Origin of the sequence: Arthrobacter sp. PAMC25564, from assembly GCF_004798705.1 — a bacterium.
Taxonomy (GTDB): domain Bacteria; phylum Actinomycetota; class Actinomycetes; order Actinomycetales; family Micrococcaceae; genus Arthrobacter.
The window spans coordinates 1,266,189-1,283,862 of record NZ_CP039290.1 but is presented as its reverse complement, the minus strand read 5'-3'; the positions used below and the strand labels follow the sequence as shown (position 1 = coordinate 1,283,862).

Annotated in this window: 20 protein-coding genes; 7 read left to right on the top strand and 13 right to left on the bottom strand. The window is 67.2% G+C overall.

The window, feature by feature from the left end:
- Positions 1-9: 9 nt before the first annotated feature.
- Positions 10-318 carry a DUF4229 domain-containing protein gene (locus tag E5206_RS05845; RefSeq protein WP_136321669.1) on the bottom strand — a complete coding sequence of 103 codons (309 nt, stop codon included), beginning with the start codon at positions 316-318 and terminating at the stop codon, positions 10-12.
- A gap of 139 nt (positions 319-457) precedes the next feature.
- Between E5206_RS05845 and E5206_RS05840 the strand changes: the two genes are divergently transcribed.
- Both E5206_RS05840 and E5206_RS05835 read left to right on the top strand, forming a co-directional pair.
- Positions 458-883 carry a PLD nuclease N-terminal domain-containing protein gene (locus tag E5206_RS05840; RefSeq protein ID WP_136321668.1) on the top strand — a complete coding sequence of 142 codons (426 nt, stop codon included), beginning with the start codon at positions 458-460 and terminating at the stop codon, positions 881-883.
- Positions 884-1,742: 859 nt separating this feature from the next.
- Entirely contained in the window at positions 1,743-2,294 is a 552-nt protein-coding gene (locus E5206_RS05835; RefSeq protein WP_240689986.1) for an endonuclease domain-containing protein, read from the top strand.
- Between the two features lie 61 nt (positions 2,295-2,355).
- On the opposite strand, the gene ccsB is transcribed toward E5206_RS05835, so the two are convergent.
- From ccsB to E5206_RS05810, 5 genes are read right to left on the bottom strand one after another with little or no spacing between them, the layout of a single operon-like run.
- Positions 2,356-3,477, bottom strand: a complete 1,122-nt coding sequence (gene ccsB / locus E5206_RS05830; protein WP_136321667.1) for a c-type cytochrome biogenesis protein CcsB — start codon at positions 3,475-3,477, stop codon at positions 2,356-2,358.
- Positions 3,477-5,327, bottom strand: coding sequence for a cytochrome c biogenesis protein ResB (locus tag E5206_RS05825; RefSeq protein ID WP_240689984.1), 1,851 nt, complete (start codon positions 5,325-5,327; stop codon positions 3,477-3,479). Before E5206_RS05825 ends, ccsB begins: the two co-directional genes overlap by 1 nt.
- Entirely contained in the window at positions 5,327-6,082 is a 756-nt protein-coding gene (locus E5206_RS05820; RefSeq protein WP_136321666.1) for a cytochrome c biogenesis protein CcdA, read from the bottom strand. Before E5206_RS05820 ends, E5206_RS05825 begins: the two co-directional genes overlap by 1 nt.
- A gap of 13 nt (positions 6,083-6,095) precedes the next feature.
- Positions 6,096-6,716: a TlpA disulfide reductase family protein gene (locus E5206_RS05815; protein ID WP_136321665.1), complete on the bottom strand. Its 621-nt coding sequence runs from the start codon at positions 6,714-6,716 to the stop codon at positions 6,096-6,098.
- Between the two features lie 2 nt (positions 6,717-6,718).
- Positions 6,719-7,384, bottom strand: a complete 666-nt coding sequence (locus E5206_RS05810) for a histidine phosphatase family protein (protein WP_136321664.1) — start codon at positions 7,382-7,384, stop codon at positions 6,719-6,721.
- Between the two features lie 213 nt (positions 7,385-7,597).
- On the opposite strand from E5206_RS05810, the gene E5206_RS05805 reads away from it, so the two are divergent.
- The 3 genes from E5206_RS05805 to E5206_RS05795 all read left to right on the top strand — a co-directional run bounded on the left by E5206_RS05805 (position 7,598) and on the right by E5206_RS05795 (position 9,744).
- The gene (locus E5206_RS05805; protein ID WP_136321663.1) at positions 7,598-8,146 is read left to right on the top strand and encodes a YceI family protein; all 549 of its coding nucleotides are present in this window, start codon (positions 7,598-7,600) and stop codon (positions 8,144-8,146) included.
- Between the two features lie 192 nt (positions 8,147-8,338).
- On the top strand, positions 8,339-8,899 hold the full coding sequence (locus E5206_RS05800) for a hypothetical protein (protein WP_240689982.1): 561 nt from the start codon (positions 8,339-8,341) through the stop codon (positions 8,897-8,899).
- Positions 8,900-8,994: 95 nt separating this feature from the next.
- Positions 8,995-9,744 carry a hypothetical protein gene (locus E5206_RS05795; protein WP_136321662.1) on the top strand — a complete coding sequence of 250 codons (750 nt, stop codon included), beginning with the start codon at positions 8,995-8,997 and terminating at the stop codon, positions 9,742-9,744.
- 49 nt (positions 9,745-9,793) lie between these two features.
- On the opposite strand, the gene E5206_RS05790 is transcribed toward E5206_RS05795, so the two are convergent.
- Complete coding sequence (locus E5206_RS05790) at positions 9,794-10,489, bottom strand: redox-sensing transcriptional repressor Rex (RefSeq protein WP_136321661.1); 696 nt, start codon at positions 10,487-10,489, stop codon at positions 9,794-9,796.
- A 75-nt stretch (positions 10,490-10,564) separates the two neighbouring features.
- Entirely contained in the window at positions 10,565-10,837 is a 273-nt protein-coding gene (locus tag E5206_RS05785; protein ID WP_136321660.1) for a glutaredoxin family protein, read from the bottom strand.
- A gap of 120 nt (positions 10,838-10,957) precedes the next feature.
- On the opposite strand from E5206_RS05785, the gene E5206_RS05780 reads away from it, so the two are divergent.
- Positions 10,958-11,776, top strand: a complete 819-nt coding sequence (locus E5206_RS05780; RefSeq protein ID WP_136321659.1) for an HAD-IB family hydrolase — start codon at positions 10,958-10,960, stop codon at positions 11,774-11,776.
- 227 nt (positions 11,777-12,003) lie between these two features.
- On the opposite strand, the gene E5206_RS05775 is transcribed toward E5206_RS05780, so the two are convergent.
- The 3 genes from E5206_RS05775 to E5206_RS05765 form a co-directional block, all read right to left on the bottom strand.
- Positions 12,004-12,102: an AURKAIP1/COX24 domain-containing protein gene (locus E5206_RS05775; RefSeq protein WP_003792170.1), complete on the bottom strand. Its 99-nt coding sequence runs from the start codon at positions 12,100-12,102 to the stop codon at positions 12,004-12,006.
- A 217-nt stretch (positions 12,103-12,319) separates the two neighbouring features.
- The gene (locus E5206_RS05770; RefSeq protein ID WP_136321658.1) at positions 12,320-12,532 is read right to left on the bottom strand and encodes a helix-turn-helix domain-containing protein; all 213 of its coding nucleotides are present in this window, start codon (positions 12,530-12,532) and stop codon (positions 12,320-12,322) included.
- A gap of 240 nt (positions 12,533-12,772) precedes the next feature.
- Entirely contained in the window at positions 12,773-13,885 is a 1,113-nt protein-coding gene (locus E5206_RS05765) for a 3-deoxy-7-phosphoheptulonate synthase (protein WP_136321657.1), read from the bottom strand.
- Positions 13,886-14,264: 379 nt separating this feature from the next.
- Between E5206_RS05765 and E5206_RS05760 the strand changes: the two genes are divergently transcribed.
- Positions 14,265-15,590 (top strand): alpha-hydroxy acid oxidase, encoded by a 1,326-nt coding sequence (locus E5206_RS05760; RefSeq protein WP_136321656.1) that lies wholly within the window; start codon positions 14,265-14,267, stop codon positions 15,588-15,590.
- A 31-nt stretch (positions 15,591-15,621) separates the two neighbouring features.
- Here the strand turns inward: E5206_RS05760 and gdhA are convergent, their stop codons facing one another.
- Positions 15,622-16,959 carry an NADP-specific glutamate dehydrogenase gene (gene gdhA / locus E5206_RS05755; protein WP_136321655.1) on the bottom strand — a complete coding sequence of 446 codons (1,338 nt, stop codon included), beginning with the start codon at positions 16,957-16,959 and terminating at the stop codon, positions 15,622-15,624.
- A 149-nt stretch (positions 16,960-17,108) separates the two neighbouring features.
- Positions 17,109-17,663: a metalloregulator ArsR/SmtB family transcription factor gene (locus tag E5206_RS05750; RefSeq protein ID WP_136323981.1), complete on the bottom strand. Its 555-nt coding sequence runs from the start codon at positions 17,661-17,663 to the stop codon at positions 17,109-17,111.
- Between the last annotated feature and the right edge of the window lie 11 nt (positions 17,664-17,674).

Sequence of the window (17,674 nt, the reverse complement as noted above, 5' to 3'; positions counted from 1 at the left end):
ACCGGGTTTCTAGGAGTCCTTGGGCCGGCTGTCCGTGCGGACAACGACGTCCGGGTGTTCGTCCACCAGACGGTCTTCGGCGTCGGCGTCTTCCACCTCCCCGGCGCTGCGCAATGGCTTGGCCTTGCCCGAGAAGCGCTGGTGGAGGCTGGCGGTAGCCGCGTCCCGCTGCTTCTGGAAGAAGAGGAAGCTGATGGCGAAGGACATCATGCCGGCGCAGAGGATGGCGAGCAGCCATCCCAGCTGCAGGTAGAGGAACAGCGCGAATAATGGCGCGAAGAGCGCCAGCCGGATCAGGGTGTATTTCAGGAATGCCACACTCCAAGTTTAGCCGTCGGGCGGCGCCTTCGGCTCTCAGGCATTGTCCGGGGCCCGGCCGTGCCTGCCGGGGGCGGCCGCCGGGGCCGTGGGAGAACCCAGCCAACGCCGGGACGGGCCCGAAGGCTAGACTGAAGGTATGCTTCGTGTCGTGGTCCCAATCGTCGTTCTCGTCGTGTTTGTCTACGGACTGGTCGATGTGATCCGCACCGACGCACGCCTGACCAAGGGCATTTCCAAGCCGGCATGGATCGTCGTGCAGATCGTGCTTCCGGTGGTCGGCGCCGTCCTCTGGTTCATCATCGGCCGCCCTCGCGGCACAGTTGCCGCCCCGGCCAGCTACAGCCACCCCATCGCACCGGACGATGACCCGGAATTCCTCCGTAACCTCGAAATCCGCCGCCGCCAACAAGCCGAAGCTGAGCGGCTCAGGAAGCTGAAGGAAGATCTGGACGCCAAGGAACGCAAGCTCGACGGCGGCCGCGGCGAAGCCCACGGCACCGGTTCCGGTGATCCCCATGGCTCCGGCGATGCCGGCGCCCAGGGCACCGACGAGGTTAAGTAAGCCCGGCCCACGGGAGTGGGCTCGTCCCTTGGCGGCCACTCCCGTGAGGGCATTGCGTGGCGGCCACCCGCCGGACCTGCAGTGAACGTGGGGCCCGCCCGTTTGCCCCATTTGACCGGAATACCAGGCTCATAGCGGCCATCTTCGGCAAATCGCCGCCGTGCGCTGTCCTCGACCGTGCCCGCAGCGCCCACTGCGGCCCTGGGTCAGGCCGCGAACGGCCGCGCCTGTGGTCCACGGAGCCACATCTGACGCCCGTTTGCCACAGATGGCCGGAATCCCACGCTCATAGCGGCCATCTTCGGCGAACCGATCCCCGCGAACGGCCCTATTCGCGTCTAGAATCCCCGCGCACTACTCCCCCACATCCGGCTCCTGCTGTGGATAACAGTCCCACGCCCTCCCAGCGGCCGCACAATGCACTTATGCGCCGACCGAGCGAGCTGCGATGGCATCTCCGGAAACAACCCTTTACCGTGGCCGAGGCCCGCACTGCGGGGGTGAGCCGGCGTCGGGTCCGGGCCGGTGATCTGGTCAGTCCGTGCCACGGGGTGCGGACCGCGGCAGCAACCGAGGACAGCCTGCACGAACGACTCCGCGCCCTGGCGGCTGTCACCGGTGCTATCGTGAGCCACACTTCGGCTGCTGTGCTGTGGGGATTCCCGCTGCCGGCTGCCCTTGAACGTCTGGCCATCCATCTGACGAGCCCGCCGGGCACACGGTCCGTGCGTCGCAAGGGGTCGTCGGCCACCAGCAGGCCCTGGAGCCGGAGGAGATCACCGCCGGGCGCCGGCTGGTCTGCACCTCGCCGCTGCGGACGTGGTTCGACCTTGCCGGGATTCTTGGCCTCGACGACCTGGTGATTGCCGGCGACTTCCTGCTCCGGCGGAGGAACCCGCTGGCCACGATCGACGCACTGGACGCATTCCTCACCGGAAAACGAGGCAAACCGGGCTACCGGCGCGCTACGTGTGCCCGGAGACTGATGCGCGCCAACACCGATTCCCCCAAGGAGACCGAGCTCCGGCTGCTCCTGCTCCGCCATGGCCTCCCCGAACCCGGAATCAACGTCCCGATATTCGACGAGACGGGCGGCTGGATCCAGGACCCGGACATGTCCTACGAGGAGCAGAAGATCGCGATCCAGTACGACGGCGCGCATCATGCCGATCCGGTGCAGCGTCGCAACGACATCTTCCGGGATGAGAGTGCCCGGGACGCCGGGTGGCGCGTGGTCGTCTTGACCCAGCGGGATCTGACGCCGACCGGCCCTGGAATGGAGCCGGCTGCAGTTACCCGCGTGCGCGCTGCGCTGACTCAGCGCGGCTGGAGTCCTGCCTCCGGATTGCGGCTGCGGCAACGTCAAAGAACCCGCCCCACTGCCCACCCATCCGACGCAAAGGGCCGCTAAGCGGGGCGGCTTAGCGGCCATCTGTGCCGAATCGATGGAGCCAGGGCCAGCGGGTGCGTGCCTACAGCCCCGAGTAGGAGTGCAAGCCGTTGAAGAACTGGTTCACGATCGTGAAGTTGAAGACCACGCACAGGTAGCCCACGATGGACAGCCAGGCGGCGCGGGTCCCGGTCCAGCCGCGGGTGGCGCGGGCGTGCAGGTAGCCGGCGTAGACCACCCAGATCACGAAGGTCCACACTTCCTTGGTGTCCCAGCCCCAGAACCGGCCCCAGGCCTTCTCGGCCCAGATGGCGCCGAACATGAGCGTGAAGGTCCAGCCGATGAAAGCGATCGCGTTGATCCGGTAGGACAGGTTTTCCAGGCTGAGGGCCGACGGCACCAGGCGCATGAAGCCCAGCTTGTCGCCGCCGCCGGCAGCCACGACCCTCTGCCGGTGGGACTGCAGCAGCTGCAGCGCCGACATGGCGAAGGTCAGGGTGAACAGCGCGGAGGACATCACGGCGATGGACACGTGGATGATCAGCCAGTAGCTCTGCAGGGCAGGCACCAGATGGCCGACCGGCGTCCAGAACGCCACGGACGCCGCCACCAGCATGATGATGGCCAGGCCGATCACGAAGGTGCCCAGGAAGCGCAGGTCGCGGCGGATCAGCACCAGCAGGAACACCGCGACGGCCACAAACGCACCCGTGGTGAGGAATTCGTACATGTTGCCCCATGGCACCCGGCCTGCGCCGAGGGCCCGCGTGATGACGCCGGCCGCATGGATCGCGGCGCCCAGCACGGTCAGGGCTACGGCGACCCGGGCAGGGACGCGGCGCTCGGCACCGTAGCGCATGCCGCCGTCGGCCGTCTGGCCGATGCCGGCGCTGCTGCCCGGCGCGCTGCCCGAGACCGACGACGTCGGGCGCTCGGCCCGGCCGACCGGTCCTGCCACGTCCGAGTCGGCGCGGTCAACGGTTCCGGCGGCAGAGCCCGCTCCAACGCCGGCCCCGACGGGCACCTTCACGCTCCCGGCCGTGGTCCCGGCGACGGCTGCCGCCTTGAGGTCCACGGCGCGCAGCATCTTGCTGCTCTTGGCCAGGTCCCAGGCGAACGCGATGAACGCCACCGTGTAGGTGCCGGCCGCGAGCAACATGAACAGCTCGCTGTACTGGCCCATGGTTTCGTTGATGGGGAACATTACTGATCCTTCTCTGACTCAGGCGAGCCGGCTGTTGACTGGATGAAGTCTGTTTCGGGATGTTCCGGGGATGCCTGCCCGGCACCGGGCGCGTCGGCATCCGCCCGGTCATTATCCGTTGTCCTGCTGGGAGCGGGCTGGGAAATGGACGTGCCCTCCTCGCCGAGCAGCCATTGGCCGGCCAGCAGGGATCGGATGGCCTTGGCCTCGCCGGCGAGCCGGTGGTCTTCGCCGCGGGCCAGGAGCCCGTATTCCACCATGGTCCGGCCGTCCTCATGGGTTCCGGTCCGGACCCATACCCGGCGGCGGTTCACGTACAGCGAGGTGACCAGGCCGGCGACGGCCAGGAGCGCGAAGATCAGCGCGTAGAGCTGGCCCGGGTTGTGGTGGATATCCACTCCGACGTAGCGCTTCACACCGTCGAAGCTGATGGAGCCCTTGCCGTCCGGCAGGGTGTAGCTGGCGCCGGGCGTCAGGACGATGCCCTTGGTCGGAAGGTTGCGTGCGTTGAGCGGCGTCAGCTTCTTCACGTCGAGTTCGAAAACGTTCTGCGGGGTGCCGCTGTCCAGTCCGAGGTCGCCGTAGTACGAGTTCAGGGTCAGCTGGGGGTTGATCAGCTCGGGATCGCCGCTGAAGGACACGCCCTGGTCGGTGACGAAGGCCGTCGGCAGGAAGAAGCCGGCGAAGGCAAGCTGCTCGGGCTTGGCATCGGGGACCTTGATGACGACCGAGGAGTAGTAGTTCTCGCCCTGCAGTTTGGCCACAACAGGACCCTGCATCGCGACGTTGCCGTTGGCGTCGCGGACGGTGACCATGGGGGCATAGCCGTTGCCGGTGAGGTAGATGCTGGTGCCGCCCAGGCTCAGCGGGTCATTGACCTTGAGCACGTCTTTCCTGGCGGGGGCGTCCGGGGATTCCTTGGTGGTCACGTCTGCTGTGAAGTCGATGGGCTGGCCGAACTTGCCCTTGGATTCGCGGTCGAAGGTGATCTGGAACTTGTCCAGCTGGACCGAGTACGGCTGGAGCTGGCTGCTCTGGAAGTTGGTTCCCGGGGTGAACTGGTCGTAGCCGACGAGGGTGTTGACGAAGGTGTCACCCTCCACCAGGATCCGCTGTCCGCTGTAGCCGAACAGGCCGCCGCCCGCCACAGAGATCAGGACACCGATCAGGGCGGTGTGGAAGAGGAGGTTGCCGACTTCGCGCAGGAAGCCGCGCTCCGCCCCCAGGGACGGCCGCGCGCCGTCGCGGTCCCGGATGTCCACGCGGTAGCCGCGCTTCTTCAGCAGGCCGGCGGCGTCGGTGATGGCCGCCGACGCCGGGATCCCGGCGTCGGCGGGGATCACGAGCGTGCCGTATTCGGGCAGCCGGGACAGGCGGGCCGGGGTGCGCGGCGGCTGGGAGCGCATCGCCTTGTAGTGCGCGATGGCCCGGGGTATCACGCAGCCGATCAGCGAGATGAACAGCAGGATGTAGATGGCCGAGAACCACGCTGAGGAATACACGTCGTAGAGCTGCACCGAGTCCAGCAGCTTGCCGTAGTCCGGGTGGTCCTTGATGTACTGCGTGACGATCGAGGGATTGGCCGGGCGCTGCGGGAACAACGAGCCCGGCACCGCTGCCACCGCGAGCATCAGCAGCAGGAACAGCGCCGTGCGCATGCTGGTCAGCTGCGTCCAGGCCCAGCGGAGCATGCCCAGCGGTCCGAGCGTCGGCAGGACAACCTCAGCCTTTACGGCCGCAACCGGATTGGCATCCGGATTGGCGCCCGGCGTGGTGCCGTCAGGCTTGGGGGCACCCGGTGTGGAGCCGGGGGCCGGGGATTTCTTCTTTACGTTCACTCGCTCGCTCATCAGATCGGCAATTTCACATCGGTTTGGAACCAGTACTGCAACCCGGAGACCCAGGTCCCCCACACCCCGCTGGCCATCAGCAGCCCAAGAACTATCAGGATGCCGCCGCCGGTGCGCTGGATGGCGAGCCGGTGCTTGCGGAAGAAGGACATCACGCCGATGCCGCGGCGCACGGCCAGGGCGATCAGCAGGAACGGTATACCCAGGCCAAGGCTATACACGAATGCGAGGAAAGCCCCTTTGGCCGCCGATGATCCGCCGGAGAGGCTCAGGAGCTGCACGGCGGAATAGGTGGGTCCGATACACGGTGCCCAGCCCAGGCCGAAGGTGATGCCCAGCAGCGGCGCGCCCCACAGCCCGGCGGGCGGCTTGGCGTGGATTTTGGCGTCGCGCTGCAGCCAGCCGAAGCCGCCCATGAAGACGACGCCCATAATGATCACCAGGATGCCCAGCAGCTGGGTGATCCATTTGTTCTGCGAGCCGGTGATCAGGGTCCCGAGCTGGCCGAATGCCCCGCCCAGCAGCACGAAGATGACCGAGAAGCCCAGGACGAAGAGCCCGATGCCGGCCAGCATGCGGCCGCGCTTCTGCTTCTGGAGGTCGACGCCGGTCAGCCCGGTCACGTACCCCAGGTAGCCGGGCACGAGCGGCAGCACGCAGGGTGAGAGGAAGGAGACGACGCCGGCCAGCAGCGCCACGGGCACGGCCAGCAGGAGCGATCCGTTCAGGATGGCTTCAGCGAAGGGGCTGTTCACGATGGCGCCGCCGCTACTCGGCCACTGCTGCGGCGATGAGGGTCTTAAGGGTGCCCTTCTGGATCTCGCCGAGGACCCGGGACGCGACGCGGCCCTGCTTGTCCAGCACGAGCGTGGTGGGGACGGCTCCCGGCGGCACCAGGCCGGAGACGGCCAGCAGCACGGCACCGTCCTTGTCATTGAAGCTCGGGTACGTCAGGTTAAACGTTTTGTCGAACGCGTCGGCGGTGGCCTTCTCGTCGCGGAGGTTCACGCCGAAGAACTGCACGCCCTGGCTCTTGAAGTCCTGGTTCAGGGCTTCCAGGGAGGGCGCCTCGACCCGGCAGGGGGCACAGGCGGCAAACCAGAAGTTGAGCACCGTGACCTTCCCGAGGAAGTCCGCGGGGGCCACGACGGTGCCGTCGAACAGCGTCCCCTTGATATCAACCGGGGTCTTGCGGTCCGCGACGGCGAACTCGGTCACCGAGCCGTCACCGGCGACGTAGTTCTTGTTGTCCCCGGCCTTGGCCTGCTTGGCCAGCGGATCCTCCTGCGCGCAGCCGGAGAGACCCAGTACGACGGCGAGGGCCGCGCCACCCGCCGTCAGGACGCTGCGGCGGGACAGCGGCGCCGGCTTTCCCTTGTTGCCGTTCATGCTCAGGCCCCCGGGGTGCTGGAGGCACCCGGCAGGAGGGCGGCCGCAGGCTCGCTGTACTCGACCCGCAGGAGGTTCCCGGCGTCGTCGAACACCAGGGATGTCAGGGACGTCAGCGTGCACTCGCGCTTGCGCGGATCATGCCATAACGGCTTGCCCTCGGCGCTGAGCCTCGTCGCCCAGATGGGCAGCTGGTGGCTGACGAGGATGGCCTCCGCGCCGTCGCCGCCGAGTTCGACGGCGCGCACCCGGGCATCCCGGACGGCCGCGATGACGCGGGCCGCCTGGTCTTTATAGGGCTCGCCCCAGGAGGGACGGAACGGGTTGATCAGCATGGGCCAGTGCTTCGGCTTGAGGAGCTCGGCCTTCGAGACCTGGATCCCCTCGAAGTAGTTGGCGGCCTCGATGATCCGCGCGTCCGTGGTGATCTCGAGGTTGAGCGCCTCGGCGATGGGCAGGGCCGTCTCCTGGGCGCGGGTCAGCGGGGATGCGGCGAGATGGACGATTTTCGCCCCCTGGGCGGCACGTTCACTGAAGTGGTCCGCCAGCACCCGGGCCATCTGCCGGCCGAGCTCGGAGAGGTGGAACTCCGGCAGCCTGCCGTAGAGGACACCATCGGGATTGTGGACCTCGCCGTGGCGGAGCAAATGAACAGTGGCTTGGGGCATGTGTACCAGTTTCTCAAAGGGCAGGGTCAATGACGAAATCTTCTACGGGAGGTAGAACTGAAGAGTTTGGCGAAATGTTCCCCGGAGTTGGAATAAAAGATGCAAATGCATGTTTATACTGGGTGAAGCAGTTGGTTGAGACTTCAATGAATGAGGATTCAACTGACGATCAGACGAACTGAAGCACGACCACCCGACTCAAGGAGAACCACCATGGCACTTCCCGCCAACGTCACCACCGGCATCTGGACCCTCGACAACTCGCACAGCGAAATCGGCTTCACCGTGCGCCACGCAGGCATCAGCAAGGTCCGTGGCCAGTTCAAGGACGCCGAAGCCACCCTGGACCTGGCCGAGAATGTCGCGGACTCCAAGGTCAACGCCACCATCAAGACCGCCAGCTTCGACTCCGGCGACGCCAACCGCGACGGCCACGTCCGCGGCGAAGACTTCTTCGACGTCGAGAAGTTCCCGGAAATCTCCTTCGTCTCCAACACCATCGTCCCCAAGGGCGACGCCTACGAGCTCCAGGGCGAGCTGACCATCAAGGGTGTTACCCGCCCGGTGGCACTGGAGACCGAGTTCAATGGCGTTGCCGTTGACCCGTTCGGCAACACGCGCGCCGGCCTGACCGCCGAAACCACCATCAGCCGCAAGGACTTCGGCCTGACCTGGAACGCAATCCTGGACGCCGGTGGAGTGCTCGTCAGCGACAAGGTTGCCGTCAACCTCGAACTGGCCTTCATCGCCCCCGCAGCCTAGCCACCACCCGTCAGGACGGCCCGGCCTGGCGCCGGCGCCCGCCCGCAGGGCTTAAACACGGCACCCCGCTCCATCCACGAGATGGAGCGGGGTGCCGTGTTTAAATCCGGGGCCGGGCTTTTCAAGCGGCGGCGGCGTGACAGGCGGCAGCTTGCCTAGATAACGGCGGAAGCGCCGTCTACAGTGAGAGCCATGAGCAACCCCAGTGATGTGCCGCCGCAGCAGCCGGGTGCCCAACCCCCGCAGACCAAAAATTTCCCGCCGGCAAAGTTCAGGATGCCAAGCGACCGCCCCAGGAACTTCAACGATGTACTGCCCCAGGGCGGCTTCTCCGGCATGTTCACCGCCACCGGGATGCCGACCGAGCTGACGGTCTCCTATTGGATCTGGCTCATCACCGGCCTGCTGGGCCTGCTCGGCGGGGTCATCGGCCTCTTCGGATCCTTTGTCTTCCTGGCCATCCTTCCGGGCCTTGGCATCGTGGTGCTGCTGTTGGTGCTCGTGGCGCTTGTCCTGGCCGCAGCCCAGGTCATCCTGGCAATGAAGATGAAGGAGGGCCGCGAATGGGCCCGCTACGCCCTGACGATTGTTGCCGGCATCTCCTTGCTCCTGGCGCTCATCAATGCCGGTGCCGTTGACGGCCGGGGCGGCGGCAACTTTCCCAGCTTCGTCGTCAGCCTCGCGGCCACCGTGCTCATGTGGCTGCCCAACCCGCAGGCCTGGTTTGCCGGGTTCCGGGGCAGCGGCCAGTAGCCGCCCACGGTACGGTGGAGCTTAACCATGCTGGGGGCAGGGCAGGATCACTGGTCCCGGAATCCGAGCCGAAATCGACACGCAAAGGACCGCCCATGAGCAATCCGCCAGTCCCCCCTTCAAACCCGGAAGGCTCCGAGCCGGGCCGGCCGGCGCCCCAGCCTCCGGTCTACGGCCAGCAGCCGCCGTCGGCCCCGCAATACGGCCAGAACGCCCCCCAGGTGCCGCAGTACGGCCAGCAGCCGCCGTCGGCCCCGCAATACGGCCAGAACGCGCCGCAGGTTCCGCAGTACGGCCAGGTATCCCCCCAGTTCGGGAATCCTCCTTACGGACAGTCCCCGTACGCCCAGTATCCGTCCGAACAGCCCCAAGGCCAGGGACCCGCAGCAGTGCCCAGGCTCGTCACCATTGGCTTCTGGCTGATTGTCGGCTCGGGTGTGGTGTGGCTGCTCTCCGTCCTGCTCACGCTCGGCCTCCTGGACACGCCCGAGCTCCGGCGGCAGTTCGAAGACCAGATGGCCGCCAGCGGCACCCGGGTTGACTTCAACTCAATCAAGGGCGTCATCGCCGGGACCATTGTGGTGGTCGCGGTGATCGGTGCCGTCCTCTACGCCCTCGTCGCCTTCAACGTCCGCAAGGGCAAGAACTGGGCACGGATCCTCGGCACGGTCTTCGCCGCGCTTTCGGTCTTCAGCCTCATTCCGCTGGGCGCCGGAACCCTCGCGGCCCTCGCCGGCATTGCGGGAATCGTCCTTCTGTACCTGCCGGAGGCAGCGCCGTACTTCCAGAAGCGGCAGCAGTTCGCCAACCCGTACGGGCGGCCGGGCGCGCCCTTCGGAAAGTAGTCCACAGCCGCACCCGCCCAGGGCGCGGGACCGGACGGGCCGACTGAACCTAGTCGGCGCCCTCCGGGTCCTGCGCCCTTTGTGCGTGGTAGGCCAGGATCTGCAGTTCGGTCGCCATGTCCACCTTGCGGAGGTTGACCCCCGGCGGCACCTGCAGCACGACCGGCGCGAAACTGAGGATGCTCCGCACGCCGGCGGCAACAACCCGGTCGCAGACGCTTTGTGCCACCGCGGCCGGCAGGGCCAGGACCACCATGTTCGCGCCGGTGCGTTGCAGCACGGGTTCGAGGTCTGCCGCGTCGCTGACCCGCAACCAGCCCACTTCGCTGCCCACCACCATCTGGTCGGCGTCGAAGATCGCGACGATGTCGAAGCCCCGGGATTCAAACCCGCCATACCGGGCCAGGGCCTTGCCCAGGTTGCCGGCACCGACGATGGCGACCTTCCAGTCGTGGGTCAGGCCGAGGGCAGCGGCAATGTTCCGGGTAAGGTACTGCACTTCGTAGCCCACGCCGCGCGTTCCGTAGGAGCCGACATGGGACAGATCCTTGCGGAGGGTGGACGAGCTGACGCCCGAGGCCTCGGCGAGTGATTCAGAGGAGACCCGGTCCACGCCTTGGGCCCGCAACGCGGTCAGGGCACGCAAGTAGATGGTCAGCCGGGCCACGGCCGCAGGCGGAATCTGTTTGGCGGCGGTCCCGGATCCTCCGGGCACAGCCTCGGGAGATGAATCCAGCGAAGTCACTATCTGCTCCATTGCGTCGCGTTGTGCCTTCCACTCTAGATCCCCGGCGGTTCACGCCACAAAAGCGGGCACCCTTCAGGGTTGCTGGTCCAGGGCCCGCCGCAGGGTCCGCGCCAGCCGGGTTTCGTCAATTTTCCAGAAATCCCGCTGGACTCCGTCCACCAGCACCACGGGGATCTCCTCGGCGAAGCGCTCGCGTAACACGGCGTCGTCGTCGACCGACCGCTCCGTCCAGGCGATCCCGAGAGCCGCCGTGACACGTCCGACGGCGGCGCGCGCCTCGGCGCAGAGGTGGCAGTCAGCCTTGGTGATCAAAACGACATCGGGGAGGGGTGCGGGCTCGGGCATGGTTCCACGGTAGCCCGGCGGCGCGTCCGCCGTCGACGTGGGGCAGGCCCAGGGAGCCTCGGGCGGCCACGGACGGGCCACGGAACGGGGGCAAGGCCGCGCATTGACTAGACTCGAGGCATGCCTGAGGAGAAGCACGTCGCCGTGGCCAATGCGCCTGTTGCAGCATCGCAGCACGGCGAGGCCGCGTTCTTCGACGTCGACAACACCCTCATGAAGGGCGCCAGCCTGTTCCATGTGGCCCGCAAATTGCACCAGCGGGGAGCCTTCACCATCCGCCAGGCCGCCGGGTTCGCCTGGAAGCAGTTCATGTTCGTGCTGCGCGGGGAAAATATGGATGACGTCCATGCCGTCCGCGATTCCGCCCTCACCCTCGCCGCCGGCATTACGGTGGAAGACGTCGAGGCGCTCGGCGAAGAAGTCTACGACGAAATGATCGAATCCCGGATCTGGCCCGGGGCCAAGGCCTTGGCCGAGCAGCATCTCCGGGTGGGCCGCAAGGTCTGGCTCGTGACCGCGACGCCGATCGAGGTGGCCACCGTGATTTCAACCCGGCTGGGCCTCACCGGCGCCCTCGGCACGGTGGGCGAGATCCTCGACGGGTCCTACACGGGCCGGCTCGTTGGCGACATCCTGCACGGGCCTGCCAAGGCCATAGCCGTCCGTGGGATCGCCGAGGCCGAGGGCCTGGACCTCAGCCGATGCTGGGCCTACAGCGACTCACACAACGACATCCCGCTGCTGAGCATGGTGGGCCACCCCGTGGCCATCAACCCGGACGCCAGGCTCCGCCGCCACGCCCGCGAAAACAACTGGCCGGTCTACGACTTCCGGTCCGGACGCCGCGCGGCCACCCTGGGCCTGAAGGCAGCGACGGCCGGAGGGGTCATCTACGGCCTCTGGCGGGGCTTTTCCCGCTTCCGCAGCCCCACGTCCTAGGCACCCGCACGCACCCTGCGACACTTCCTGGCGACACGGTTTTTTCCCCGCGCCCAGGGTCGTTCCGCACGATTCGGGCATTCCCGCATCGAGCGGCCATTCGCGCGTCGCCAGCCCACCGTTCCCGCGTGCCGGCGTCCGACGCCGCGCACTCCGGAGGAGCCGCCGCAAAGAAAATGCCCGCTGTCTGGAAGGACAACGGGCATTTCACGCAGTGCGAAGTATTACTACTTCTTGTTGCGGCGCTGGTGGCGCGTCTTACGAAGCAACTTGCGGTGCTTCTTCTTGGCCATACGCTTGCGACGCTTCTTAATAACTGAACCCACGAAAGATCCTTACCGGCTAGATGCAGTGCCTGCCCGTTGGAAAGCGTCCGCGGGCTAAGCAGCAGACTATACAACTGACAGGTTCTTACAATGACGTAAAACGTTCCTTAACAGGGTACCGCCTAACGGGGGCACCCCATGACCGCTGGCCCTCCCCCTGGGCCGCGGCTGCTGAGTCCGTCCGCAAAAAGACTCCGACCGGGAGGCGGCGGACGGCTCAGCCTGTTTCGGTATGGCCGTCAACGACAGCACCCTTGAGGTACTGTTCTACGGCGTTTTCCGGCACGCGGTAGGAACGTCCGAAGCGCACAGCCGGCATCTCGCCGGAGTGCACCAGACGGTAAACGGTCATCTTTGACACCCGCATGACCTCCGCGACTTCAGCCACGGTCAAAAAGCGTGCGCTGGAGAAATTGGCCTCCGAAGACATTTCCTTATGTTCCTTTGCTCAACCCAACGGCAGCCACATCTGAATGACATGGCGGTGTGCCGATGCTGAGCCATCAGACAACCACGTGTTAGTAACTCTAGTGGCTCATGGTGCCTATGTGAATGGTTTCGTCCCGAATCACTCCACACCTTCCGGAGGAATCCGGAAATAGGCCCGGCCCCGCGGATCCCCGGCCCGGGCGCACAGCTGTGGGCCCGGCCCGGACCCCCGGCCCGCGGCTCAGCCGCGCGTCCGGCGCGTGCGGGCGGAGGCCGCAAGCTGGCCCAGCACCGCCGCGGTCACGTCCCAGTCCATGCACGCGTCGGTGACACTCTGTCCGTACACGAGTTCCTCCGTGCCGGCGGCGTGTTCGGAGACGTCCAGGTTCTGGGCCCCGCCCACCAGGAAGCTCTCCAGCATGACGCCGGCGATGGCACCGGCTGCGGCTCCGCCATCTTCAAGCTGGGCACCGATTTCGAGTGCCACTTCGGCCTGCCGGTGGTGGCTCTTGCCGCTGTTGGCGTGGCTGGCGTCCACGATCAGCCGCGGGTTCAGCCCTTTGACGGCCAGCTTGGCTGAGGTGGCCTGGACGTCGGCTGCCGAGTAGTTGGGGCCCTTGCGGCCGCCACGAAGGATGATGTGGGTGTCCGGGTTGCCGGCGGTGGCTACCAGCGCGGCCCGGCCCTCGCCGTCGATCCCGAGGAATGCCTGGGCCGCTGCGGCGGCGCTGCACGCGTCGAGCGCGACCTGGAGGTCGCCGTCGGTCCCGTTCTTGAATCCAATCGGCATCGACAGCCCGGACGCCAACTGGCGGTGGATCTGGCTTTCGGTGGTGCGGGCCCCGATGGCACCCCAGGAGACCAGGTCCGCCATGTACTGGGGGCTGATCGGTTCGAGGAATTCGGTGGCCGCGGGCAGCCCCAGCGCGGTGACCTGGCGCAGGAACTGGCGGGCAGCGCGCAGCCCGGCCGCGATATCGTGGCTGCCGTCAAGCCGGGGGTCGTTGATGAGGCCCTTCCAGCCCACCGTGGTGCGCGGCTTCTCGAAGTACGTCCGCATCACGATCAGCAGGTCTTCGCGGTGCTTCTCGGCCTGGCTGACCAGCCGGCGGGCGTATTCCAGCCCCGCCTTGGGATCGTGGATGGAGCAGGGGCCCACGATCACCAGGAGGCGGTCGTCGACGCCGTCCATGATGGCGCGCACCTCGTCCCGACCACGCCCGACGACGTCGGCCATCCGGGGGTCCAGCGGCAGTTCCGCGATCATGTCCTGCGGGGTGGGCAACGCGGTGAACTCGCTGACGCGCAGGTTCGAGGTGGACTGCCGGGATTCGGGGGCTGCTTCGATGCTCATGTGTGGGGTCCTGTTCCGGTGCGGAGCGGGCCCTGGTCAGAACCCGCCGGGAAATGGCGAAGGGCAGAGAATGGTCTCTGCCCTGTTGGCTCTGAAGGAAAGTTGGATGCGTGTCAGTTCGACGCGGGCCCCTCCAGAGCCAACGAAAAATACGCATACCAACGGTTAGTCATATTGGGACCATAGCCCCGGGGCGGCTTTCGGGCAAAACCTGGTGCGTAACATTTCCTGCCCCGGCGGGATGGCAGGTCGCGGCAATGATTCATGCCAACACTGCCGTTAGCTGCCGTCCCGGGGCCGGCGGAACCCGCAGTGCACCGCCCCCCGCTACAGTGTTGTGGAACACACGCGCTGAAAACGAGCAGACCCGGAGGCAGCCATGACGCAAACTTTTCCGCCCGTGAACCCGGAGGCCGCCCGGGCGCCGGCGGACACCGGGGGCGGGCGCTCCGCCGCCGGCACGCCGGCGGCGGGTCCCGCCGCGCTCCGGCGCAGGGTGCCGAAGTATTCGGACCTCGCCCCGCTGATGCAGTTCAAGAAACCCGAATTCAACCGCGGCGCCAGGCTCAAGCGGGCCAGCACCATCTGGGAGCTGCGGGACCTGGCCAGGCGCCGCACACCCCGCGCTCCGTTCGACTACACCGACGGCGCGGCAGAAGCCGAGATCACGCTGCGCCGGGCCCGGCAGGCGTTCCTGGACATCGAGTTCCGTCCCGGCATCCTGCGGGACGTCTCCAGCATCGACCTCAGCACCGATATTCTGGGCAAAACGTCAAGCCTCCCGGTGGGCATCGCTCCCACAGGCTTCACCCGGATGATGCAGTCCGAGGGCGAGTACGCCGGGTCCCAGGCGGCCGCGGCCGCCGGCATCCCGTACACGCTCTCCACCATGGGCACGGCCTCCATCGAAGACGTGGCCGCCTCCGCGCCCGACGGCCGGAACTGGTTCCAGCTGTACCTCTGGACAGACCGGGACCGCTCGCTGGAACTCATCGAACGCGCGGCCAAGGCAGGGAATGACACGCTCATGGTCACGGTGGACACCGCCGTCGCCGGGGCCCGCCTGCGGGATGTCCGCAACGGCATGACCATCCCGCCGGCCCTGACGCTCAAGACCGTGCTGGACGCGTCCTACCGCCCGGCGTGGTGGTTCAACTTCCTCACGCACGAGCCACTGACGTTCGCCTCGCTCTCGCGCTACTCGGGCACCGTTGCGGAGCTGATCAACTCGATGTTCGACCCCACCCTGACGTTCGAGGACCTCGACTGGCTGCGCCAAACCTGGAAGGGCAAGCTGGTGGTCAAGGGCATCCAGACCGTCGCGGACGCCCGCAGGGCCGTCGACCACGGTGCCGATGGCATCGTGGTGTCCAACCACGGCGGACGCCAGCTCGACCGGGCTCCGATCCCGTTCCATCTGCTCCCCGAGGTCTCTGCCGCCCTGAAAGCGGACAACAGCGACGCCGCCGTCATCCTGGACACCGGGATCATGAGCGGCGCGGACATCATCGCCGCCCTGGCCAGTGGCGCGGACTTCACGCTGATCGGCCGCGCCTACCTTTACGGGCTGATGGCGGGCGGACGGGCGGGTGTGGACCGGGCACTCGAGATCCTGGCCACGGATATGCGGCGCACCATGGCCCTGCTCGGAGTCAGCCGGATCTCCGAGCTGAGCCCGGACCATGTGCGTATCCTGTCCCGGTAGCCCGGAGCGGGGCGCCCACGCCATCCAACGCCTAGATGAGGCCCTGGGCGAGCATCGCGTCGGCCACCTTGACGAAGCCCCCGATGTTGGCGCCCAGGACGTAGTTGCCAGGGTCCCCATACTCGTCGGCGGTGGCTGCGCAGCGGTCGTGGATTCCGACCATGATCTCGGTGAGCCGCTGTTCGGTGTGCGCGAAGGACCAGGAGTCCCGGCTCGCGTTCTGCTGCATCTCCAGCGCCGACGTCGCGACACCGCCGGCGTTGGCCGCCTTGCCCGGGCCGAACAGCACCCGGGCGTCCTGGAACACCGCGACGGCGTCGCGGGTGGAGGGCATATTGGCGCCTTCACCGATGGCGAGCAGTCCGTTGCGGACCAGCCGGGCGGCAGCGTCGCCGTCGAGTTCGTTCTGCGTGGCGCAGGGCAAGGCCACGGTGGCGTTGACGTCCCAGACGGAGCCGCCGTCCACGTAGGAGACGGCGGAGCGGCGGGCCTCGTAGTCCTTGAGCCGTCCGCGCTCGACTTCCTTGATCTGGCGCAGCAGGCCGACGTCGATCCCGGCCTCGTCCACGATGTAGCCGGAGGAATCCGAGCAGGCCACCACGGTGGCCCCGAGCGACTGGGCCTTGGCGATCGCGTTGATGGCGACGTTGCCGGACCCGGAGACCACCACGCGCTGGCCGTCGAAGGATGCGCCGCGGGTCTTGAGCATTTCCTGGGTGAAGATCACGGTGCCGTAGCCGGTCGCTTCGGGCCGGACGAGGGAACCGCCCCATGAGATGCCCTTGCCGGTGAGGACGCCGGATTCGTAGCGGTTGGTGATGCGCTTGTACTGGCCGAAGAGGTAGCCGATTTCGCGCCCACCGACGCCGATGTCGCCGGCCGGGACGTCGGTGTATTCGCCGATGTGGCGGTACAGCTCGGTCATGAAGGACTGGCAGAAGCGCATCACCTCGGCGTCCGAGCGGCCCCGCGGGTCGAAGTCGGAACCGCCCTTGCCGCCGCCGATCGGCATGCCGGTCAGGGCATTCTTGAAGATCTGCTCGAAGCCCAGGAACTTCACGATGCCCAGGTACACCGAGGGGTGGAACCGCAGGCCGCCCTTGTACGGGCCGAGGGCCGAGTTGAACTCGACCCGGAAGCCGCGGTTAATCCGGACACGCCCGGCGTCGTCCGTCCAGGGCACGCGGAAGATGATCTGCCGCTCCGGCTCGCAGAGCCGTTCCAGGATGGCGGCTTCGAGGAATTCGGGGTGGCGGTCGTGCACCGGCCCCAGGCTGTCAAAGACTTCGGTCACCGCCTGGTGGAATTCGCCTTCACCGGGATTCCGCGCCAGGACCGTGTCCCGGATGGCCTCAAGCCGTGCGTCCATTGCAACTCCCTAAACCTTGGCGCCTGTCTTTGGGCGCAACAACCAAACCTTTCCATACTGGCACCGGGCCGGAAGCGATCTCTACTTGAGTGCGGCAGGCCACACCTGGGTGATGCCGGCGGGATGCGCCGGGACCCGGCAGGGCCGGGCTACTTCTTGCGGCCGAATTTCGGCAGGTTGGCCAGCAGGTCGGCAGCCTTGGTGGCGGCCCGGCCGACCGTCCGGCCGATCTGCTGCGGCCGCTTGCCCTCGCCTGCCGGTCCCAGCGGGATGACGACGGCGGGGCTCAGCGGGCCGCCAGCCGGGCGGTCGGCGAGCCCTGCGGCCGGACGTTGTGAAGCGGCCGGGACAGGATCCGTGGCAGCGGCGGCCAGGGTGTCCGGGGTGGCCTGGGGCCGGGTGTCCGGCAGCCGCGCCGGCGACGCCTCGGCCCGGGCCGCCGGGCCGACGTCGAACGTCTCCAGCCAGCTGGCGATCCCGGCCAGCGGCTTGGGATTCAGCGCGTAGTAGCGCTTCTGGCCCTGGGCGCGCATACTCACGAGGTCCGCTTCCCGGAGCACCTTGAGATGTTTGGAAATGGTGGGCTGGCTTGCCTCAAGCTCCTGGACCAGTTCCCCCACTGCCTTGTCCCCCTTGCGGAGGGACACCAGAATGTCACGCCGGGTTGCCTCAGCAATGACGGCAAATACGTCGTCTGTCACCATGCCCTCCACAC